The sequence below is a fragment of the Streptomyces poriticola genome, from assembly GCF_036689765.1.
GTDB classification, from domain to species: Bacteria; Actinomycetota; Actinomycetes; order Streptomycetales; family Streptomycetaceae; genus Streptomyces; species Streptomyces poriticola.
The window spans coordinates 70,440-86,362 of record NZ_JBAGKH010000024.1; the positions used below are offsets into that span (position 1 = coordinate 70,440).

The window sequence follows — 15,923 nt, forward strand, 5'->3', positions numbered from 1 at the left end:
CGGCTCACGGCTCCCGGTGGACACGGGCGGACCACAGGAGCAGCAGCGGCGGGACCAGCAGTTCTACGCCGATGCCCACCACAAACACGGCATGCGGGGCACCGGCCGCCAGGTACGACACGGTGCGGGTGAGTCCACCTAGGAACACCGCCCCGCACACCACCCGCACCCCGTGGACGTGCAGCCCTGTCTTCCAGGCAGCGGCCAGCATGGTGATACCGATGGCGCACCAGATTCCGGCGAAGAAGCGATAGTTGCTGTCCAGCGTGGGGGTCACCTCGGGGCTGCCGGGCAGGATGGACGGGCCCATGGCGATGTCGGCCAGGGCGGTGCCCACGATGACCAGGCCCAGCAGCACGAGCACCGACCGGAATCCACGGTGATACAACGGCATGACGGCTCCTTGCTCGGTGGTTCGGTCAGGTATGTGCGGTGGTTCCATCATCAGCGGCCGGCCGGGCGCGGGGAAAGCGCTCACTGATGCGCATACGTCCCCGATTGATAACGTCCCGTGTATGACTGGAGGCGGGGATCCGACCATGCGTCAGCTCCAGCTGCTGCTGGTGCTGGCGCAGGAGTTGCACTTCGGGCGGGCGGCCCAGCGGCTCTACATCAGCCAGCCGGCACTGAGCCGGCAGATACGGCGACTGGAAGAGCAGTGGGGAATTCCCTTGCTGGAACGCTCGACGCGGCAGGTGCGGCTCACAGCCGCCGGCAGAGCGCTGCTCCCGCGAGTACGGGACGCGGTGGCGGCGGGTGACGCCCTGCGGGAAGCAGTGCGGGAACAGGAGCGGGCCGCGGTCGGCAGGGTCGTGCTGGGCTGCTACGTCACCGCGCTGCCGGTCATCACGGCCTTGGTCGAGCGGGTGCAGAAGCAGCTTCCGGGGCGGGAGGTGGTGCTGCGCGAGGTGGACTTCGTGGAGCAGTTCCGGGCGCTGCTGGCCGGGGAGCTCGACGCGGCGCTGTGCTACGGGCCGGTGCCGCCGGGCGTGCAGTCGCTGCAGTTGGCCACGGAGCGTGTCGTCGTGTGTCTCGCGGACAGGCATCCGCTGGCCTGTCGGATGTCCGTGACGCTCGCGGAGCTGGCTGAGGTGCCGGTGGTGGGACTGTCGCCGGACGTGCCGGAGGGCTGGCGGGCCTTCTGGGCTGCCGATCCCCGGCCGGACGGTGCCCCCGTGGCGTACACCGGGCACACGGCGACGACGTTCGAGGGAAGTCTGGCCGCGGTAGTGCAGGGGAACGGGCTGCGGCTGGTGTCGGCCGGGTGCCGCGAGCTGTTCCCCCGGCCCGGGGTCAGGTACGTCGACGTGGCGGACGCCCCGCCGTGCGCGGCGCTCCTGGCGTGGGCGGCGCCCCGGCGGGACACACCCGGGGTGGTGGCGCTGCGGCGGGCAGCCGGGGAGCTCGCCGGGCGCGGGGCTGCGGCCGGCGGACCGGACGCCCTGTGGTGGCTGGGGATTCCTCCGGTCGAGCGAAGCCGGAACCAGGAGCCCGTCTTCAAGGATCACCAGGTGGTGGATCACCGTTAGGTGATACGTCGGCGGTACGAGCCAGACCCAGTTGGGCGAGCGCGTCGGCCGGGACCACAAGGCGATCCGCCGGTGGGAGACCGCGCAGGGAGTGCCGTACCCCCTGGACCACTGCCGAAGCCACTGCCACATCCTGTCTGCCTCAGCCTCGGACCGGACTTTCGGCCGCACAATGTCGTTGAAACGCTTGTATGCAAGCGTGCTGAAGTCCAGCTCCTTCCGGGCGTCGCGCAGCCTTACGGGGACGGGAACGGCCCCCTTGGCAGCAAGTCTTTCGGCGAGTCGGACCAGCACGGCCGTCTTGCCCGCCCCGACCTTGCCGACGACGACGTGAGGGCGCCGGGCCCTTCTGTCACGCAGGTTGTTCATGATCGCGTTGCAGAGCTGGTCGCGACCTACTACCTCGTCCATGAGGCTGCCCGCCGTCCGCACGAAGCGGCTGGGCTCCGTCCTTGCCTGACGCGTGGCGAACCGGCGAACCCGCCACAGCCGCCCGGCCAGGAACACCAACGTCGTGGTTGCCAGCAGGAGCAGCGGCATCACCACTCCGGTGACCGCTCCGCATGACGTACCGACACGGCTGCAAGCGTCGTCCGGGTCGAACCCCCAGGGCCCAAGCCACCCGGGACGGGGCTCACTATTGAAGAAGAAGGCGATCACCAGACCCCTCGCTGTCCACGCTACGAGCGCCAGAGCCAGACCCCACAGGACGAAGATCCCCACGGTGTGCCAGAAGGGGTTCCACCACCGCCTGGCATGGGTGGTGCCCCGGTGCCCCGGGCGCTGCGCGAACTCATCCAGCACTACCTGGGCGCCGAGCGCCGGGCCGGCACCGATGCCGCCTACCGTGAGCCTGGCCGCTCGTACGAGGAAGACCTCGCCGCATCGGCGTGGAATGACGTCACCGAGCACCCCTACTCCGTGGACCGTGCCTGGGCGCCGAAGGCCGTGATCGGCTACCTGCGCAGCACGTCCTTCGCGAGGCCGGAGCTCTTCGGTAAGCGGCACGCCGCGTTCGAGGCCGAGGCCCGGACTCTGCTCGACTCCCACGCCTGCGGTGGATCCCTCACGGAGCACGCCGTCTTCACGGTCCTCCTCGCCCGGCGCGGCGGAGGTGCGCGGTGAACCCGGGGCAGCGGCACACCGAACCGGCGGACGTTCATCTGATGCTGCTGCGCGAGGCAGCACAGGGGCTGGAGGTCTTGCTGTCGCGGAGGGCCGGGCAGGTGTATGCGGCCGGGCTGTGGCACCTGCCGTCCGGGCACCTGGACGGCCCGCACGAGAATGTCGTCGACGCTCTGGTGCGTGGGGCACGGGAGGAGACCGGCGTCGTCATCGCCCCGGCCGACGTACGGGGAGCCGTCGTCGTGCACCACCGCAGCCCAGGCGGCGCATCGCGTACCGGCTACTTCTTCGAAGTCCGCAACTGGCTCGGGGAGCCACACGTCGCCGAGCAGGACGTGTGCGACGCGATGATGTGGTCGTGGCTCGACGCACTGCCGGACGGGATGGTGGCGTACTGCCGTGCCGGCCTGGACGCCTACCGGGCCGGTGCCAGGATCGCCGTGCACTTCCAGAGGTCCGGTGACGCCATCGCCTACGACCCCGGCGCTGACCGTCTCCGCCTGGTCCCGGACGCGACCGGCCCGGGCCGCGGCACCCGTCCCGATGCTGCGCTCGAGGCCTTCGCGCAGCGCGCGGTGGGCCGGATCACCGAGTGGACCGACACCTCATGGACAAGGGAGAACAGCCGCGTCTGGCGTGTGCGGGGTGCCTCCGGCGGCACCTGGTACGTGAAAGCCCATCAGAACGACAAGTTCCATGGCGGGAGGTCCGGGCGCTGCGGACCTGGGCCGGGTCGCTGGGTTCGGCCGCGCCCCGGCTGGTGGCCGCCGACGCGGAACTGCGGGCCGTCGTGGTCACCGCGCTGCCCGGCCGGCCCCTGCACGGCAGGATCCTCGCCCCGGCTCGGGAGCGAGAGGTCTTCCGCCGGATTGGTGTGCTGGCGCGCCGTTTCCACGAGGCCTCGCCACCGCGGCCGGCTCCCGCAGGCAGCGGCCCGGCCGTCGCCAAGGCCGACCGGCACCTGGAAGCGGCACGCCCTCATCTCACCCCTGGCGATGAGGAGTTCGTTTGTGAGCTGATCCACCAGGCCGAGGACCTGGCGCCGCTGGAGTGAGTGGAGACCCACGGCGACTTCCAGCTCCTTCATTAGGCAAGTCGACTGTCGGGTCCAAAGTTGTCGGAACTTTGGCCCATGGATCTCAGCTGTTGTGATGCCCGGTGACGACCCGTCCCTCCACGTCCTTGAGGTCGATCACCCCAAAGTCTCCTGCCGAAGATCCGGCATGCGCCGGGCCGAACCTCGGGGAGGGGGTCCACGTCCTCCGCGAACAGCCCTCGGCGCGGGGCGGGCACATGCAGTCGGGCAGTGCGGTCATGGCTTCGCCGTAGCGGTGCGTCGGGTCCGGAAGGCGGCGCGCGGCGGGGCTGTCCTACTCGGCCGGCAGACGGAGCATCGGTTCGAAGGCCGCGTCCTCCTCGCCCTCGACCGGGAGGAAGCCGTCCGGGACGGTGCGGGCGGCCGTGGTGAGAAGGCGGGCCAGGACCTCGGGCTCGGTGGCCGGGGGGAGGCGGAGGGCGGCGAGGAGGCGGTCGCGGACCTCGGGGTGGTCCGGGTTGTCCTCAAGGTAGTCGGCGTTGAGCGCGGGGGGACGGAAGCCGGCCAGGGCGTCGTGCCAGGAGGGGAGGACGATGGCCAGGGTCAGGGCCTCGGCTAGGGACTCCGCGATGAGGGAAGCCTGGCCCTCGGAATCGGTGTAGAGGACGGGGCGGACGCGGTCGGAGCCGACCGGGCCGCAGAGGTAGTGGGTCCCTCCCGCGTTGCAGCCGGCCACAGGCTCCACCGGGAGACCGGCCGGCAGGGCGATCGACTCGATGGGGTCGGTCCGCGTGAGGTCGAACTCACCGTCGCAGGCGAGGTACGCCTCGACCTCGGGGTCGGCGGCGATCCGGCGGAGCAGGGCCTCGTCGGAGAGGGCGGCCGGGTTGAGGCCGCGGGCGGCTTCGGGGGTCAGAGGGTGGCCCGCGAGGACGTGGCGGACGGTGTCGAGGGGGACGGGCCGCCCGTAGTCCTCCTCGAAGTGCGCCTGGACGGTCTCAGGGGAGCGGTCGGTGAGGAGGCGGAAGAGGCGCCCGGAGCCGTCCGGGTCCGAGCTGCCCGAGGGGAACTCAATGCCCGAGCCGGTGCGCCAGGCGCTGCCGCCGGTCTCCCACCACAGGCAGGCGGTCACCCGCGGGGCGCCGAGGCCCTCGTCGACGAAGGCCGGGTCGTCCAGGAGCGGGCGCAGCGCGGCGGGCACCTCGGCGATGACACCGGGCCAGACCTGTTCGTCATCCATGCCGTACGGGCTCATCTCCGACTCGTGGTCGAAGCCGCGGACGAGCACACCGGCCGGGGTGAAGAGGACAGAGAAGTCGTCACCCGAGCCGTTGTCCATCAGGGCCGCCTCCGTCCCAGGCCCCCAGGTGGTGGAGAAGGAGTAGCGGGAGAACCGCGGGTCGCGGCAGATCGCCTGGTCCAGCACGGCCAGCGCGCGCAGGTGCGCGCGGAGCCCGGCGGGGTCCGGGAGGAGGGCGGCGGTCGTGTGCACGGTGTCCATGGGCTCATGTAAGCAGCCGACACTGACATCCAGGGCGGTGGATCGGTCACGCCCTCTCTCACTCAGGGAACGAAAAGCCCAGCTCACGCAGGCGGGGCAAGCACACTGCGAGGCATTGCTCCACAGACGCGGCATCGGTTCGCACAAGGATGTCCTCGCGCAACGGCGCTCCACTGGCGACGAAGGTCCAAGGCTTGCCCTTCTCTGCCATCCGCTCAGCGTCGGCCTTGAGCAGCACCGTTACGCCCTGTTCAGCCAGTGCTTCCATAATCGCGACGACGTCCACTGGCACTCTCCCTCTCCTGAAGCGCTTCGAACGCGCCATCGGACGAACATACTTACTCCGGGCCGGACCCTGGACACCGCCCGCATGGCCCAAAGTGACCGATCGGGGCGCTCTGAGCTGGAATACGTGACACCCCCAACATGCGAGCTCACCAGTCAAGCCCGAATACCCGCGAGGTCCCCGACACCGTGGCCCGACGCTGCCCAACCTGACCGCACCGTGGAGTGTGCCGAGCTTCAGCCGGGAATTCGTCCAGTTCCTCGCGGACCGGGAAGCCGGGTGACCTGTTGCACCGCTGCGAGTTCCTCGCGGGTCTGCTCCAGCTCCAGGGACAGCTCGGTGGCAGCGCGTACCAGGGCGTGAACCCGTTCTCGCTCCGCTGCGAGTTCCGCCTTGATCTTCGCCAGGGCTTCGCGCAGCACGATGTTCTCGTCGGCCATGCTCTGGACGACCTGGGGAGTGAAGTTCTGCGCTTTGGCCCGTGCCCGGAACTCGTCCACGGGCTCCTTGTGATCGCCGTAGACGACGTCGCGCCGGAGCCTGCACTCGGCGATCAGCTCTGTCCCCGTGAGCTTTCCGACGGGCGAGCGCAGGGGCGTCCCAGCCAGAAGGCGTTCTGCGGCGGCGCGTATTTCCTGACGTTCGGCTTCCCGGTCTCGGTTCTTCCGCGTCATGCGACCCGACCGCCTTCCATGTGCGTAACTTCCGGACGTGACGTCTCGTGCCGCTCGATCACCGCGCAGATCTGCGCCGCTTTTGCGGCAGCTCGGTCCCGGCGCGGACGTGGCGTCATCGGGTCATGCGCCTCGGCTTCCAGCACGGGCAGTCGCCTGCGGTGATCGGCGATGTCCCGGTCGGTGTAGGCAAGGTTGGGCGCAGGCGCTGTGACACAGCGATTCGTCGGGCCCGTCGTCGGCGGGCAGGCCCAGCAGCAGCTTCTCCTTGCGGCACTCGGCGGTTTCGGCACGATGAACGCAGGCCATGGCTTCGCCATGATGAATGTCGGTGTCGCTCTGCTCAAGGAGCCGCTTGACGCTCGCCTGCGCGCGTACGGTGCGGCCGAGGAAGGTCGCTGCGCCGGCGGTGCGGCGCCGGTTCTCGGCTGCGGCCGGACCGCTGACGTGCTCGTTGTCCTCATCCAGACGGGTCCAGTCGTCCTCGGACTGTTCGAGGACCATCTCCAGTCGCTCTACGGCGACGTCGTCCAGCCAGGGGTCGTCGCCGGTGGCAGCGTAGTTCAGAGTGACTTTCGTCTTGAGATGGCCGTACTACAGGGCGGCGGCGATGAGGCCGCGGGGTCGGCGGACGATGAAGTACGCGAGGGTGCGGCGGAAGCGTGCCCCGTGCAGGTGCTTGATGGGATCTGGAGGAATCGCGACGCCACCATCGGCGGGGGTGAAGGTGGAGTTCACCCAGTCCTGGAGCCTCTGCAGTTCACGGATGGTCTTGCTGGAGCCCCATGTCAGGGTGCCCATTCGACGACTCTTGGGGCCGCTGCTGCCGGGCAGGCGGGTCGGGAAGAGCAGGTCGGTTGCGTGGAGCGTCTCCAGCAGGTCGATGGCCTGGTACACGGGGCGGACGACGGCCCAGGGGCGGCTGGCCGGTCTGTGTGACTCGGCCGCGGTGCGGTTGTGGCCCTTGCCGCGGTGCCCTAGCACCAGCAGCTCCCCGGAATCGGGATCCTCCGCACGGCAGCCGCGGCGGAGATTGGACACTACTGGCGGAGGGGACTTATTCCGGCCGTGCACTATTCCCTCTCGTCCAGCGGCCGGTCCGCCTGTCTGCGACCCGGGATCGCGGCCTGCGCCGTGGTCAGCGGGCAATACCCGTCAAGTCGCCTGGGGCTCAAAATCCCAGTACGGCCGGTTGCGGGAGCGCGCGGAGATGGTGTCGACGTGCTGCTTGCCGAGGGTGGACTCCAGCTCGGACAGGGCCTCCTGTTCGACCTTCTCGGCCTGCTGGCGGTCCCTCAGGCCGCGCAGGTCGGCCGCGTGGGCAATCCGGGCGGAGAGGGTCAGGGGGTGGGTGCGGCTCAGGGCCTCGGCGGAGCGGGTGATGGTGTCCCGGCTGAGCGCGGCCGCAGACTCCGTATCGCCGACCAAGTTACGCAGGGCGGAGGCGTTGATGGCGCAGCCAAGAGTCCAGGGATGGTTCTCGCCCACCGCCATGGTCATGTCGGCAAGCGACTGCTCGATCAGTACGTGCGCGTGGTCACGTTCACCGACTCTGCACAGGATCAGGGCGTGGTTGGCGCGGACCCCCGCGATAAACGGGTGCCCTGCAGCGAGCAGTGCTTCGTAGCGGGCGATGATGAACTCGCTGGCCTCGCGGGCCTGGTCGATGTCGCCGTGCTCACGCGCGAAGCAGCTCTGGCTGACGGCCGCAGCCAGCGTCTGCGGAGCGGTCTCGCTGAGCTTGCGTTCGCAGTGCCCCAATACCCATGCCAAGAGCGGTCCCGCCTTGTCTACCTCTCCGCCGCGGTACTGGCACAGGGCGAGGTTGTGCTCGGCGCGAAGCGTCTGCGGGTTATCGGCGCCCATGACCACGCGGTGCTCTCTAAAGTTGGCCGTCTGGATGGACTCGGCCTCGGCGTAGCGGCCGAGCAGTCGCAGGTCGATCGCGTAGGAGACCTGGGAGAAGAGCGTCCAGGGGTGGCGGGCCCGCAGCAGCTGGCGGCGGTCCTCCGCCGTCTTGCGGTCGATGTCCAGGGCTTCTACGTACCGGCCGAGCAGCCGCAGCGATATGGCCAGGTGGTTCAGCGCATTGAGAGTCCGCGAGTCCTGTTCGCCGAGAACACGACGATCGATCGTCAGGATCCGTTCGGACAGTTCCAGGGCCTCGTCGTACCGGCCAAGGCCCCACAGGTCGGCGGTGAGGCCACTGGCCGCGCGCAGGTGGTCGAGGTTCTCCTCGCCATGCTCCTGCCGCAGGTGTTTGGCCGCTGCCCGCTCGATGATCTCCGTGCGTTTGTAGATGCCGGAGGAGCGGAGCAGGCTGGCGTAGTGGTAGGTCAGTTCCCAGATGCGCGGGTGGGATTCGCCGAGCAGGGTGCGCCAGGCATTCAGGGCGCGTTCGCCGAACTTGACACCTGACGAGTACTCGCCCGTGAGCCACATGTAGCGCAGGCAGTCGAGGACGAGGATCTGCACCTTGCGATCCTTGCTCTGCAACACGTCTGCGTATTTCAGGTGCGGCACGATCTCGGCGTACGCGTCCCACAGGCGGGTGTCGGTAGGACGGCCGGGGTTGGCGGCGGCGAGAGCGCGGCGGACCACGTCGATGAACACGTGCCGGTCCGTCTCCGGTATGTCCTTGCGTACGATCTGGTGGACCATGCGGTGCAGGTAGAGCGCTTCGCCGGAGGATGCGCTCTCGTCGGACGTGGACTCGTGGGACTCCAGGCGGACCACGGAGTACTGGCGGAGCTGATTGATCGCCTTGTTCCACAGCAGCGGGTCGTGGAGCAGCCCGGCGAGCTGTTGGGGCAGGTCGTCGTGGGCGATCTCGCGCAGCAGGCGTACGGGGATGAAGCCGGGCGCGAAGAAGGTGCACAGGCGCAGCAGGTCGACGGATTCCGGGACGGTCTCGCGCAGCTTGTTCAGCAGGATCGACCAGGCGGTCTGGAAGGCGAGCGGGAAGTCGGCGGAGACCTTGACGACGTCCTGGTCGACGCCGCCCTCCAGCAACTCGATGTAGTCCTTGACAGACAGGTCGGAGTCGTTGAGCCAGCCGGCCGTCTGGTCCAGCAGCAGCGGCAGGTCCTCCAGCACCTCGGCCAGCAGGTCCGCGTCCTCCTCGGTCAGGCGCGGCGCGCGGCGCCGGATGAAGGCCACCGACTCGTCCCGGTCGTAGACGCGGACCTCGAGCAGATTGCTGTTGTGCTCGCCCCACTCCGGGTTACGGGAGGTGATCAGCACATGTCCCGGGCCGGATGGCACGAGGTCCCAGACCTGGTCGGGTTCGTCGGCGCCGTCCAGGATCAGCAGCCAGCGCGAGTACGGCTCCCCGCGCCGCAGCGCATCGCGTACCGCCCGCAGCCGCTCGCCGTACTCGGCGCCCGTCGACAGGCCGAGTTTCGGGGTGAGTTCGGCGAGAAGTCGCCGGTAGGCGACCCGTTTCTCGGCGTTGATCCACCACACCACGTCGTACTCGGAGCCGAAGCGGTAGACGTACTCGGCGGCGAGCTGGGTCTTACCGACCCCGGGCATGCCGTGCAGTGTGAGCACGCCCGCGCCGGGCTCGCTGCCCTGAAGAAGGTGGTAGGCGTCGTTCAGCAGCCGTTCGCGGCCGGTGAAGCGGGTGTTACGACGCGGCACACCGCCCCACACCTCGGGCATGGCCGCAGGGAACCGCGGCCCGCGCTGCTCACTGTCACCGGAGTCCGGCAGCGGATCACCCGGCACGCCCAGTCGGTCCAGCAGGCGTCGCTCGGCCTCGTCGGCACCCATGTTGGTCAGATCCACCGGAGCAAGCATGGCGGTGGCGGTGGGCACGGGCGCGGTCGTGACCGAGACGGCCGCGAACCGGGACGGATCGGTGGCGACGACGTCGCGCAGGGCCGCATTCCACTCCTCGTGGGTGCGCGGACCCAGTTGAAAGTACCACTCGCTGACGAGGATCAGGATTCGGCCCTCAGCTAGTGTCAGGTCGTGCAGCAGGTCCACGGGCGAGATCTCCGGCGCGGCGTCCCAACGCATGTACACGACCCGTAGGCCACGCCGCTCCAGCCTGTCCCCGATCCAGGCCGCCCAGGCCCGGTTGAAACCGGCGAAGCTGATCGTGACGGCACTCGCGGCCGTACTGGGCTGTCTGGAGACGCCGGGAAGGGAAAAGGTGCTGGTCACGGAGTTGTCCGCAGTTGTTGCAAACAAAGGGGCTGGGCCTTGCGTACGGTCCGGCTGCGTGCTTCCCAGGTCATCCGCAGTTAGTGGTGTTCTCTCGGGAGCTGGGATCGTCTGGTCGCCTCGGGCCAGCTCGGTGACGCGCAGACCGAGGTCTTCAGCAGCTTCCTGGACGGCGTCGTACTCCCGGTCTAGGGCGAACCGCACCTTCTCGAGCGCATTGTCCACGGCGTCGAGGTCGGCATCGTCGGACCGCGGCTGCGGTAGAGGGGCGGGCAACAGGACGCCGGAAGTGTCCCCGGATGGAGCCGCGGCCTCGGCGTGCGCCCTGAGTGCCGCAAGATCGGCTTCCAGTTGGTCGATCCGCCGTGCTGCGTGATCGGCAACTTTCTGTGCTCTGTCCCTGTCGCTTTCGGCACGGGCTAGCTGCGTGCGCAGTTCCAGCTCCTGCTGTTCCGCGCGATGCAGCGTCTGCTCCAGGCCATGGCCATTGGTTTTCTCACGGAGGGCAGAACGGTTGAGGGCGTCGATGCGCCGGGTCAGTTCCAGGACCTTCGCTTGGGCTTGGCCGAGCATGCCGAACAGGTACGTGGCAATCAACAGCGCCTGGTGGCGGGCTTGTTCGCTTGCCTCGAAGGCGCGGCGGGCCCGGTTGAGCTCCTCGTATGCGGCAAGGGCCTGCCTCTGGGTCTCCAGGACTTCGCGTGCAGTTACCTGTGGGCCGCTGCCGTCCGTGGCTGTGGGTGCGTTCTGCGCTAGGTGCCATAACTCTTTAGGCCCGGTCAGCCGAAGGCGGGCGGCATCGCTGTCATCGTCGGGGAAGCAGACGTCTGCGACGGCCTCCACCAGATCCCATGACAGGCCGTCACCGGCCAGCTGCGCCCTCAGTTTGTGCAGAGTGGGGACCTGACCACTGGTGAAGTGGTCGACCGTCAGCCGCTGGTGCAGGATCCGTACTGTCACCCTGGCTTCATCCAGCCACGAGCGGAGAGTCCCGACGAGTTCGTTGATCTCCGCGCAGGTTCCGCGTGCCGGGCCCCACGGCCGCCCGGTCCGAGCCTGCTCTCCCACTGTCCAGCCCCTCCGCCCAATTGTTTCGGCATAACCCCCGGCTTATGTATGCCACAACATCCAACTGCTGGCACCTGGGAGCACGCCGGGAAATCGTAGACCCGCAACCTCCAACAGCTCGAACTCCAGGTGGTGTTAAGCGTGTACCCCGACCGAACTACGATGGTGCTGATCCTGTTTTCCATCGTGCTGTCCCTGTCCCTGGCCGCAGGCATCGCCGCCGCTGCCTTGGCCCGCTGGGACAGCTCGAGCATCCCCACGGCCCTCGCCCGCGCAGGTGTCGCCTTCGGCAGCACCCTCTCTCTGGGTATGGCTTTGGTCGCGCTCGTCGTCGCCGCCTGGCCGTAGACTGGAGGTCAAGCTCGATGGTGGCCCGGACCCTCAGCGCGGCAGCGAGGTACCCGGTCCAGTCGCGTCTGGCGCAGGGGATCTGTCGACAACGAACGGTGACTTGACTGTGGAGTCGGGCAGGCTAGTGACCTTCAGAGTGGCCACTGATCACAGCCTTTCAACCGTCGCTCTTCCGTCCCACCTTCCGGCAGCTTCATCTTCGGCTCGTGCGGCGAGGTACTCGGCCCAGTCGCGTCGGGCGTAGGCGACCCAGCGGAGTGCGGTGTGGCGGTGCATCCCGGTCACGTCGGCGAGGATCGGGCTGGGGAGATCAGCAGCGAGGGCGGCCAGCGCCCCGTTGCGCGCGGTGCGAACCGGGATGCCGTGCCGGTTGAGTTTCTGGGTCATGCCGTGTGTCGAGATCGGCTTTCCCGGGACCATGCCCGGGAAGAGCCACTGAGGACCTGGGTGGGCTCGCGAGAGCTGCGGCCGCAGTCGGGGCTGTTCGGCAAGTTGCCGATGGAGCTCGGCGAGCCGTGGGGGCAGCAGGACGGGGTGGCGGCCCAGGACCAGGTGAGCGTGCTTGTCACCGAACTTGAGGTGTTCAGGCGTCAGGTGGCAAAGACGTTCGGTGGACAGACCGAACAGCAGGGTGATCGCGCCGCCGGCCCGGACGTCCGTCGGCAAGGCATCGTCGGTCAGGCAGCGTTGGAGGAGCCGCCAGCGATCGTCGTCGTCGAGTAGGTCCTGGGGCTCCTGGCTCGGGATGGAGGGGACGGTCAGTTCGCGGGTGAGCTGGCGGCTCGTGGTCCATTTTAGGAAGTAGCGGATCAGGTATCGGCGCTGACTGGTGGCCCCGGCGATCCAGTCGTCGATGTGTTCCTGGGCGAGGTCGGCGAGGGCCAGGCCGCGTTGGTCCATCCAGGCCAGGAAGTCCAGGGCGACGCTGACGCGGCGCCGCAGGTCGCGGTCGGCGGAGGCAGGATGGCGGCGGGTGGCGGCCCGTTGGCGGGCGCGTCGGAGGAGGAACCAGTGCAGGAAGGGACGGGCGAGGCTGTCGTGTGCGGCCGGCTTGTCCGCGAGCTCGTGCTCCAGCCAGCCCGGGATGCGTTCGAGGTCCTCATTGCGTTCCTCCAACACCCCTGTATGCACGAGGAGTTGGCGAATATAGCGCTGATTCCGGCTGGGCGGGAGCTCATCCAGCAGCCCGTGGCTGAGCTCGTGCCCTTCGGACGCCAGCCGGGCGAGGAGCTTGGTGTTCGGGCTCTCCTTGAGCCACTGGATAGCAGGGAACGGTGAGGGAGCGTCCGCCAGCGCAGCCGCAAGCGGTTCCAGCTGGGAGGTGATCCGGCCATCGGGCCCGGCCAGCAGGACGTTGACCCGCTCGGCGAGGACACAGTGAGCGCATCGGCCGCGGCTGTGAGGATTGCCCGCCCGGCCGCACTGCTCACAGGTGTAGTCGGCGGCGAACCCGACACATGGACCGCAGACCTCCGGTGCCATCGTCACCCTGCGCGATCAACGGCTGGACCATGCCGCAGCGAGGGCATTCGGCTGGTGAGCGGAGCACGGCGGTGTAGCAGGTCATGCAGACCGGCCCGATCGGCCAACGGGTGTTGACCGGCTTCGTCCGGCCGCAGCGGGCGCATGGCTCGCCGGCGCGATGACGCTGGTAGCAGGTTGCGCAGACCGGCTGGCCCTGTTCGTCGCGGCTGGCGCAGGGGCGGACCCTGCTGCAGATCGAACAGGTCGCGTCGGGGCCCTGGTAGCAGCCGTCGCAGAGGTCCGGCTGCCCGTCGCGGGCGTTGCGGGCGATGCGTTTGAGCTGTCCGCACCGACCGCAATGCCTTCGTGGCCGACGATGGAGGTTGTAGCAGAGGTGACAGAGTGCCCCGTTGTCGTCAACGAGAGCGGCGGCTGCTGTCTTTCCGCAGCTCACGCAGGTGTGCATCGGGCGCTTCCAGCACTTGATGCACAGCCCTCGGCCGTCGTCCCGTCGCACCACCGGGTGACGGAGCTGACCGCAGTCGGCGCACTCCTCGAACGTGGCGGGGTCCGCGCGGTAGCAGCGATTGCAGATCGGGCCCTCCGGGCGCCGGGCAACGACGCGCTGGCCATCACGGTGGCACCGCGCGCAGGTTTCGCGTTTGCGGCTTCGGGCGTCGCACGAACCGCAGAGCCGCCCTTCGGGGCGGAGTTGGCGCAGGTCGCTTCGTACTGTTCCGCAGTGTGCGCAACCGGGACGGACCACAGGGCGCCCGGCATTGTGCAGGACTTCAGCGAGCCGAAGCAGGACCGGTGGACAGAGCGAGCTGCCTGATGTCAGCGCGTCGGGGTGGTCCGCGAGGTGTCCGGCTAGTTCTTCCAGGTAGCGAGCTGCCCCTCGGGTGGGGATCGGCACCGCGGTCACCAGGGCGGCCTCGGCGTCCTGGCGGCCGAGCGACGGCAGAGCCGAGGTGAGGTGGCCGACGGCGGCGGCCGTCGCGGCCTCCAAGCGGGCTGCCTGTGCGGCGAGCCGGGCCACGGTTGACGGAGCCGTCGGAGAGGATGCGCTCACAGGCCCTCCGGCCGCCGGATCGAGGTCCGGCGCACGGCCGGAAGCGGGCCGGGCGTCTCACCGCCAGCGGTCTTGCGTACCTCTTCGTTGACGACCTGGACCTCGATGAGGTCGTTGGGCTGGCATCCGAGGATGTCGCACAGAGCCGCGAGGGTGTCCATCGAGAGCCGCTGCGGCGGCTGCGTGACCAGGCGGAAGACCTGCTCGCGCGAGAGGTTGACGCCCCGTTCGGCCAGCAGCGGCACCAAGTCGGTGGTCTGGAACATCTCCTGGTCGGCCATGAGCTTGCGCAGGTTCCAGCGGTAACCCATCTTCTTGATCACTTAGGGTCCTCCCAGATACCGGGGAATCGCTGGCCCAGCTTCTTGTGCAGCAGCCGGTTGCGGTACTCGTCCGAGACGCCGGTATAGAGGGCCGTGGTGCTGCCATAGCCGTGGCCGGCCTGGTCCTGGACGAATCTTTCCGGGTAATCAAATTCGGTCAAATGTGTGATATAGGAATGCCTCAGGCAGTGCAATTCGAGTTCTTCGGGCAGGTCAGCGGCTTGCTTGGCTCCCTCGAAGGCTTCGTTCGCCGATCGGCGCGACAGGCGCCCGGAGCGTTCGGTGACCCAAATCGCGGGGTGCTTGCCCACGTTGAACCGGGGCCGGACCTCGGTCAGGTAATGGTCGAGGTCGTCGACGATCCAGTCCATCTCCGGGACGGTGAAGATGGTGCGGCGCTTGGGCGGGCTGCCCTTCGAGGACTTGCCCCAGCGTACGAACACCGCCCCGTGGTGCTTGTATTGCGGAGCCTTCGGGTTGCGCCGCAGGTCGGCGAGGTCGAGGCCGACGTTCTCCCGGCGCCGCATGCCATAGCCGTAGTAGGTCTTGATCAGGGCGGAGTCGCGCATCGCGGTCAACGCGCCCTTGCGGCCGCGTTTTGGGACCTCCTCGACCCGCCCGTCGGCAGCGTCGAACAGGTCCTGGATCTCGTCGTAGGTCAGCGGCCGGCGGCGCGGGTCGCCTTCGTACTCGCTGACGTGGGTGACGGTGTTCCACTCGTGCAGGATCTGGACCGGCATCTCGCCGAATCGCTCCTGGCAGACGGACATCCAGCCGTAGCGCGGGTCAGTGATGTACTCGCAGAACAGCCGCAGGTGGTTCTGGTAGTTCCGGCCGCTCGACACCGTGAACGTCGGTGTCTTCGTCCGCAGATGGTCGATGAACGCCTCGAACTCGGCCGACTGCCACTGCCACGGGTACTGGTTGGAGTACTCGGCGAACCGGCGGACCAGTGACAGCCGCGGCTTGATGGTCCCGTCCCACTTCCAGGAAGCGGGCCCGCTGCTGCTTGGTCCACCCCTCCAGCATGGCCTCGAACACGACAGGTTCGGGGTCCAGGTAGGAGATCCCGTCCACGAGCACCAGGTGTGCCGCACCCGCCAAATCAGCCGCTTTCGCCACTCCAACCTCCGTTGCGTTAGGTGCAACATTGTTGGGATAGCCTCGATGGAGCGCAAGAGCCGCTGGTAGATCGCCTGCACAGTGCGAGAAGATGACGGAGCTGACGCCCATCACCTGCCGATTCGCGCTTACTTGGACCCTGCGGAGTGCTGCATCAGATGCAACTCCGCCCCGTTTTCCCCTGGGCGCATACCCGACAGAT

At 68.6% G+C, this 15,923-nt stretch carries 14 protein-coding genes and 1 pseudogene; 5 read left to right on the plus strand and 10 right to left on the minus strand.

The features are described from left to right. Positions 1-4: 4 nt before the first annotated feature. Entirely contained in the window at positions 5-394 is a 390-nt protein-coding gene (locus V5O46_RS24380; RefSeq protein ID WP_332886814.1) for a DUF4345 domain-containing protein, read from the minus strand. Positions 395-539: 145 nt separating this feature from the next. Here V5O46_RS24380 and V5O46_RS24385 point away from each other — a divergent pair, with 145 nt between their 5' ends. The 4 genes and pseudogenes from V5O46_RS24385 (at position 540) to V5O46_RS24400 (ending at position 3,708) form a co-directional block, all read left to right on the plus strand. Beyond that, the gene (locus V5O46_RS24385) at positions 540-1,529 is read left to right on the plus strand and encodes a LysR family transcriptional regulator (RefSeq protein ID WP_332886815.1); all 990 of its coding nucleotides are present in this window, start codon (positions 540-542) and stop codon (positions 1,527-1,529) included. 756 nt (positions 1,530-2,285) lie between these two features. Then, positions 2,286-2,654 carry a hypothetical protein gene (locus V5O46_RS24390; RefSeq protein WP_332886816.1) on the plus strand — a complete coding sequence of 123 codons (369 nt, stop codon included), beginning with the start codon at positions 2,286-2,288 and terminating at the stop codon, positions 2,652-2,654. A gap of 41 nt (positions 2,655-2,695) precedes the next feature. Further along, positions 2,696-2,962: pseudogene (locus V5O46_RS24395) on the plus strand (NUDIX domain-containing protein); the annotation flags it as partial. 299 nt (positions 2,963-3,261) lie between these two features. Beyond that, a complete protein-coding gene (locus V5O46_RS24400; RefSeq protein WP_332886845.1) occupies positions 3,262-3,708 on the plus strand; it encodes a phosphotransferase in 447 nt (148 codons plus the stop codon). A gap of 316 nt (positions 3,709-4,024) precedes the next feature. On the opposite strand, the gene V5O46_RS24405 is transcribed toward V5O46_RS24400, so the two are convergent. The 6 genes from V5O46_RS24405 to fxsT all read right to left on the minus strand — a co-directional run bounded on the left by V5O46_RS24405 (position 4,025) and on the right by fxsT (position 10,321). Then, entirely contained in the window at positions 4,025-5,191 is a 1,167-nt protein-coding gene (locus tag V5O46_RS24405; RefSeq protein WP_332886817.1) for a hypothetical protein, read from the minus strand. A 58-nt stretch (positions 5,192-5,249) separates the two neighbouring features. Next, a complete protein-coding gene (locus V5O46_RS24410) occupies positions 5,250-5,477 on the minus strand; it encodes a hypothetical protein (protein ID WP_332886818.1) in 228 nt (75 codons plus the stop codon). 236 nt (positions 5,478-5,713) lie between these two features. Continuing rightward, on the minus strand, positions 5,714-6,151 hold the full coding sequence (locus V5O46_RS24415; protein WP_332886819.1) for a hypothetical protein: 438 nt from the start codon (positions 6,149-6,151) through the stop codon (positions 5,714-5,716). A gap of 123 nt (positions 6,152-6,274) precedes the next feature. Next, on the minus strand, positions 6,275-6,655 hold the full coding sequence (locus V5O46_RS24420; RefSeq protein ID WP_332886820.1) for a hypothetical protein: 381 nt from the start codon (positions 6,653-6,655) through the stop codon (positions 6,275-6,277). A gap of 90 nt (positions 6,656-6,745) precedes the next feature. After that, positions 6,746-7,135 (minus strand): hypothetical protein, encoded by a 390-nt coding sequence (locus V5O46_RS24425; protein ID WP_332886821.1) that lies wholly within the window; start codon positions 7,133-7,135, stop codon positions 6,746-6,748. Between the two features lie 171 nt (positions 7,136-7,306). Beyond that, positions 7,307-10,321: an FxSxx-COOH system tetratricopeptide repeat protein gene (fxsT, locus tag V5O46_RS24430; RefSeq protein ID WP_332886846.1), complete on the minus strand. Its 3,015-nt coding sequence runs from the start codon at positions 10,319-10,321 to the stop codon at positions 7,307-7,309. 1,230 nt (positions 10,322-11,551) lie between these two features. On the opposite strand from fxsT, the gene V5O46_RS24435 reads away from it, so the two are divergent. Then, the gene (locus V5O46_RS24435; RefSeq protein ID WP_332886822.1) at positions 11,552-11,737 is read left to right on the plus strand and encodes a hypothetical protein; all 186 of its coding nucleotides are present in this window, start codon (positions 11,552-11,554) and stop codon (positions 11,735-11,737) included. Between the two features lie 150 nt (positions 11,738-11,887). Here V5O46_RS24435 and V5O46_RS24440 read toward each other — a convergent pair whose 3' ends face one another. From V5O46_RS24440 to V5O46_RS24450, 3 genes are all read right to left on the minus strand, one after another. Next, positions 11,888-13,222, minus strand: a complete 1,335-nt coding sequence (locus V5O46_RS24440; RefSeq protein ID WP_332886823.1) for a hypothetical protein — start codon at positions 13,220-13,222, stop codon at positions 11,888-11,890. 1,050 nt (positions 13,223-14,272) lie between these two features. Beyond that, positions 14,273-14,599 carry a helix-turn-helix domain-containing protein gene (locus V5O46_RS24445; RefSeq protein ID WP_332886824.1) on the minus strand — a complete coding sequence of 109 codons (327 nt, stop codon included), beginning with the start codon at positions 14,597-14,599 and terminating at the stop codon, positions 14,273-14,275. After that, on the minus strand, positions 14,596-15,801 hold the full coding sequence (locus tag V5O46_RS24450; protein WP_332886825.1) for a tyrosine-type recombinase/integrase: 1,206 nt from the start codon (positions 15,799-15,801) through the stop codon (positions 14,596-14,598). The genes V5O46_RS24445 and V5O46_RS24450 overlap by 4 nt, the downstream gene beginning before the upstream one ends. Positions 15,802-15,923 lie beyond the last annotated feature (122 nt).

What these genes read in the sequence shown, in the direction of transcription:
- V5O46_RS24380 (WP_332886814.1), bottom strand. Translation starts at nt 394, where the DNA reads ATGCCGTTGTATCACCGTGGATTCCGGTCGGTGCTCGTGCTGCTGGGC.
- V5O46_RS24385 (WP_332886815.1), top strand. Translation starts at nt 540, where the DNA reads ATGCGTCAGCTCCAGCTGCTGCTGGTGCTGGCGCAGGAGTTGCACTTC.
- V5O46_RS24390 (WP_332886816.1), top strand. Translation starts at nt 2,286, where the DNA reads ATGGGTGGTGCCCCGGTGCCCCGGGCGCTGCGCGAACTCATCCAGCAC.
- V5O46_RS24400 (WP_332886845.1), top strand. Translation starts at nt 3,262, where the DNA reads ATGGACAAGGGAGAACAGCCGCGTCTGGCGTGTGCGGGGTGCCTCCGG.
- V5O46_RS24405 (WP_332886817.1), bottom strand. Translation starts at nt 5,191, where the DNA reads ATGGACACCGTGCACACGACCGCCGCCCTCCTCCCGGACCCCGCCGGG.
- V5O46_RS24415 (WP_332886819.1), bottom strand. Translation starts at nt 6,151, where the DNA reads ATGACGCGGAAGAACCGAGACCGGGAAGCCGAACGTCAGGAAATACGC.
- V5O46_RS24420 (WP_332886820.1), bottom strand. Translation starts at nt 6,655, where the DNA reads ATGGTCCTCGAACAGTCCGAGGACGACTGGACCCGTCTGGATGAGGAC.
- V5O46_RS24435 (WP_332886822.1), top strand. Translation starts at nt 11,552, where the DNA reads ATGGTGCTGATCCTGTTTTCCATCGTGCTGTCCCTGTCCCTGGCCGCA.
- V5O46_RS24440 (WP_332886823.1), bottom strand. Translation starts at nt 13,222, where the DNA reads ATGGCACCGGAGGTCTGCGGTCCATGTGTCGGGTTCGCCGCCGACTAC.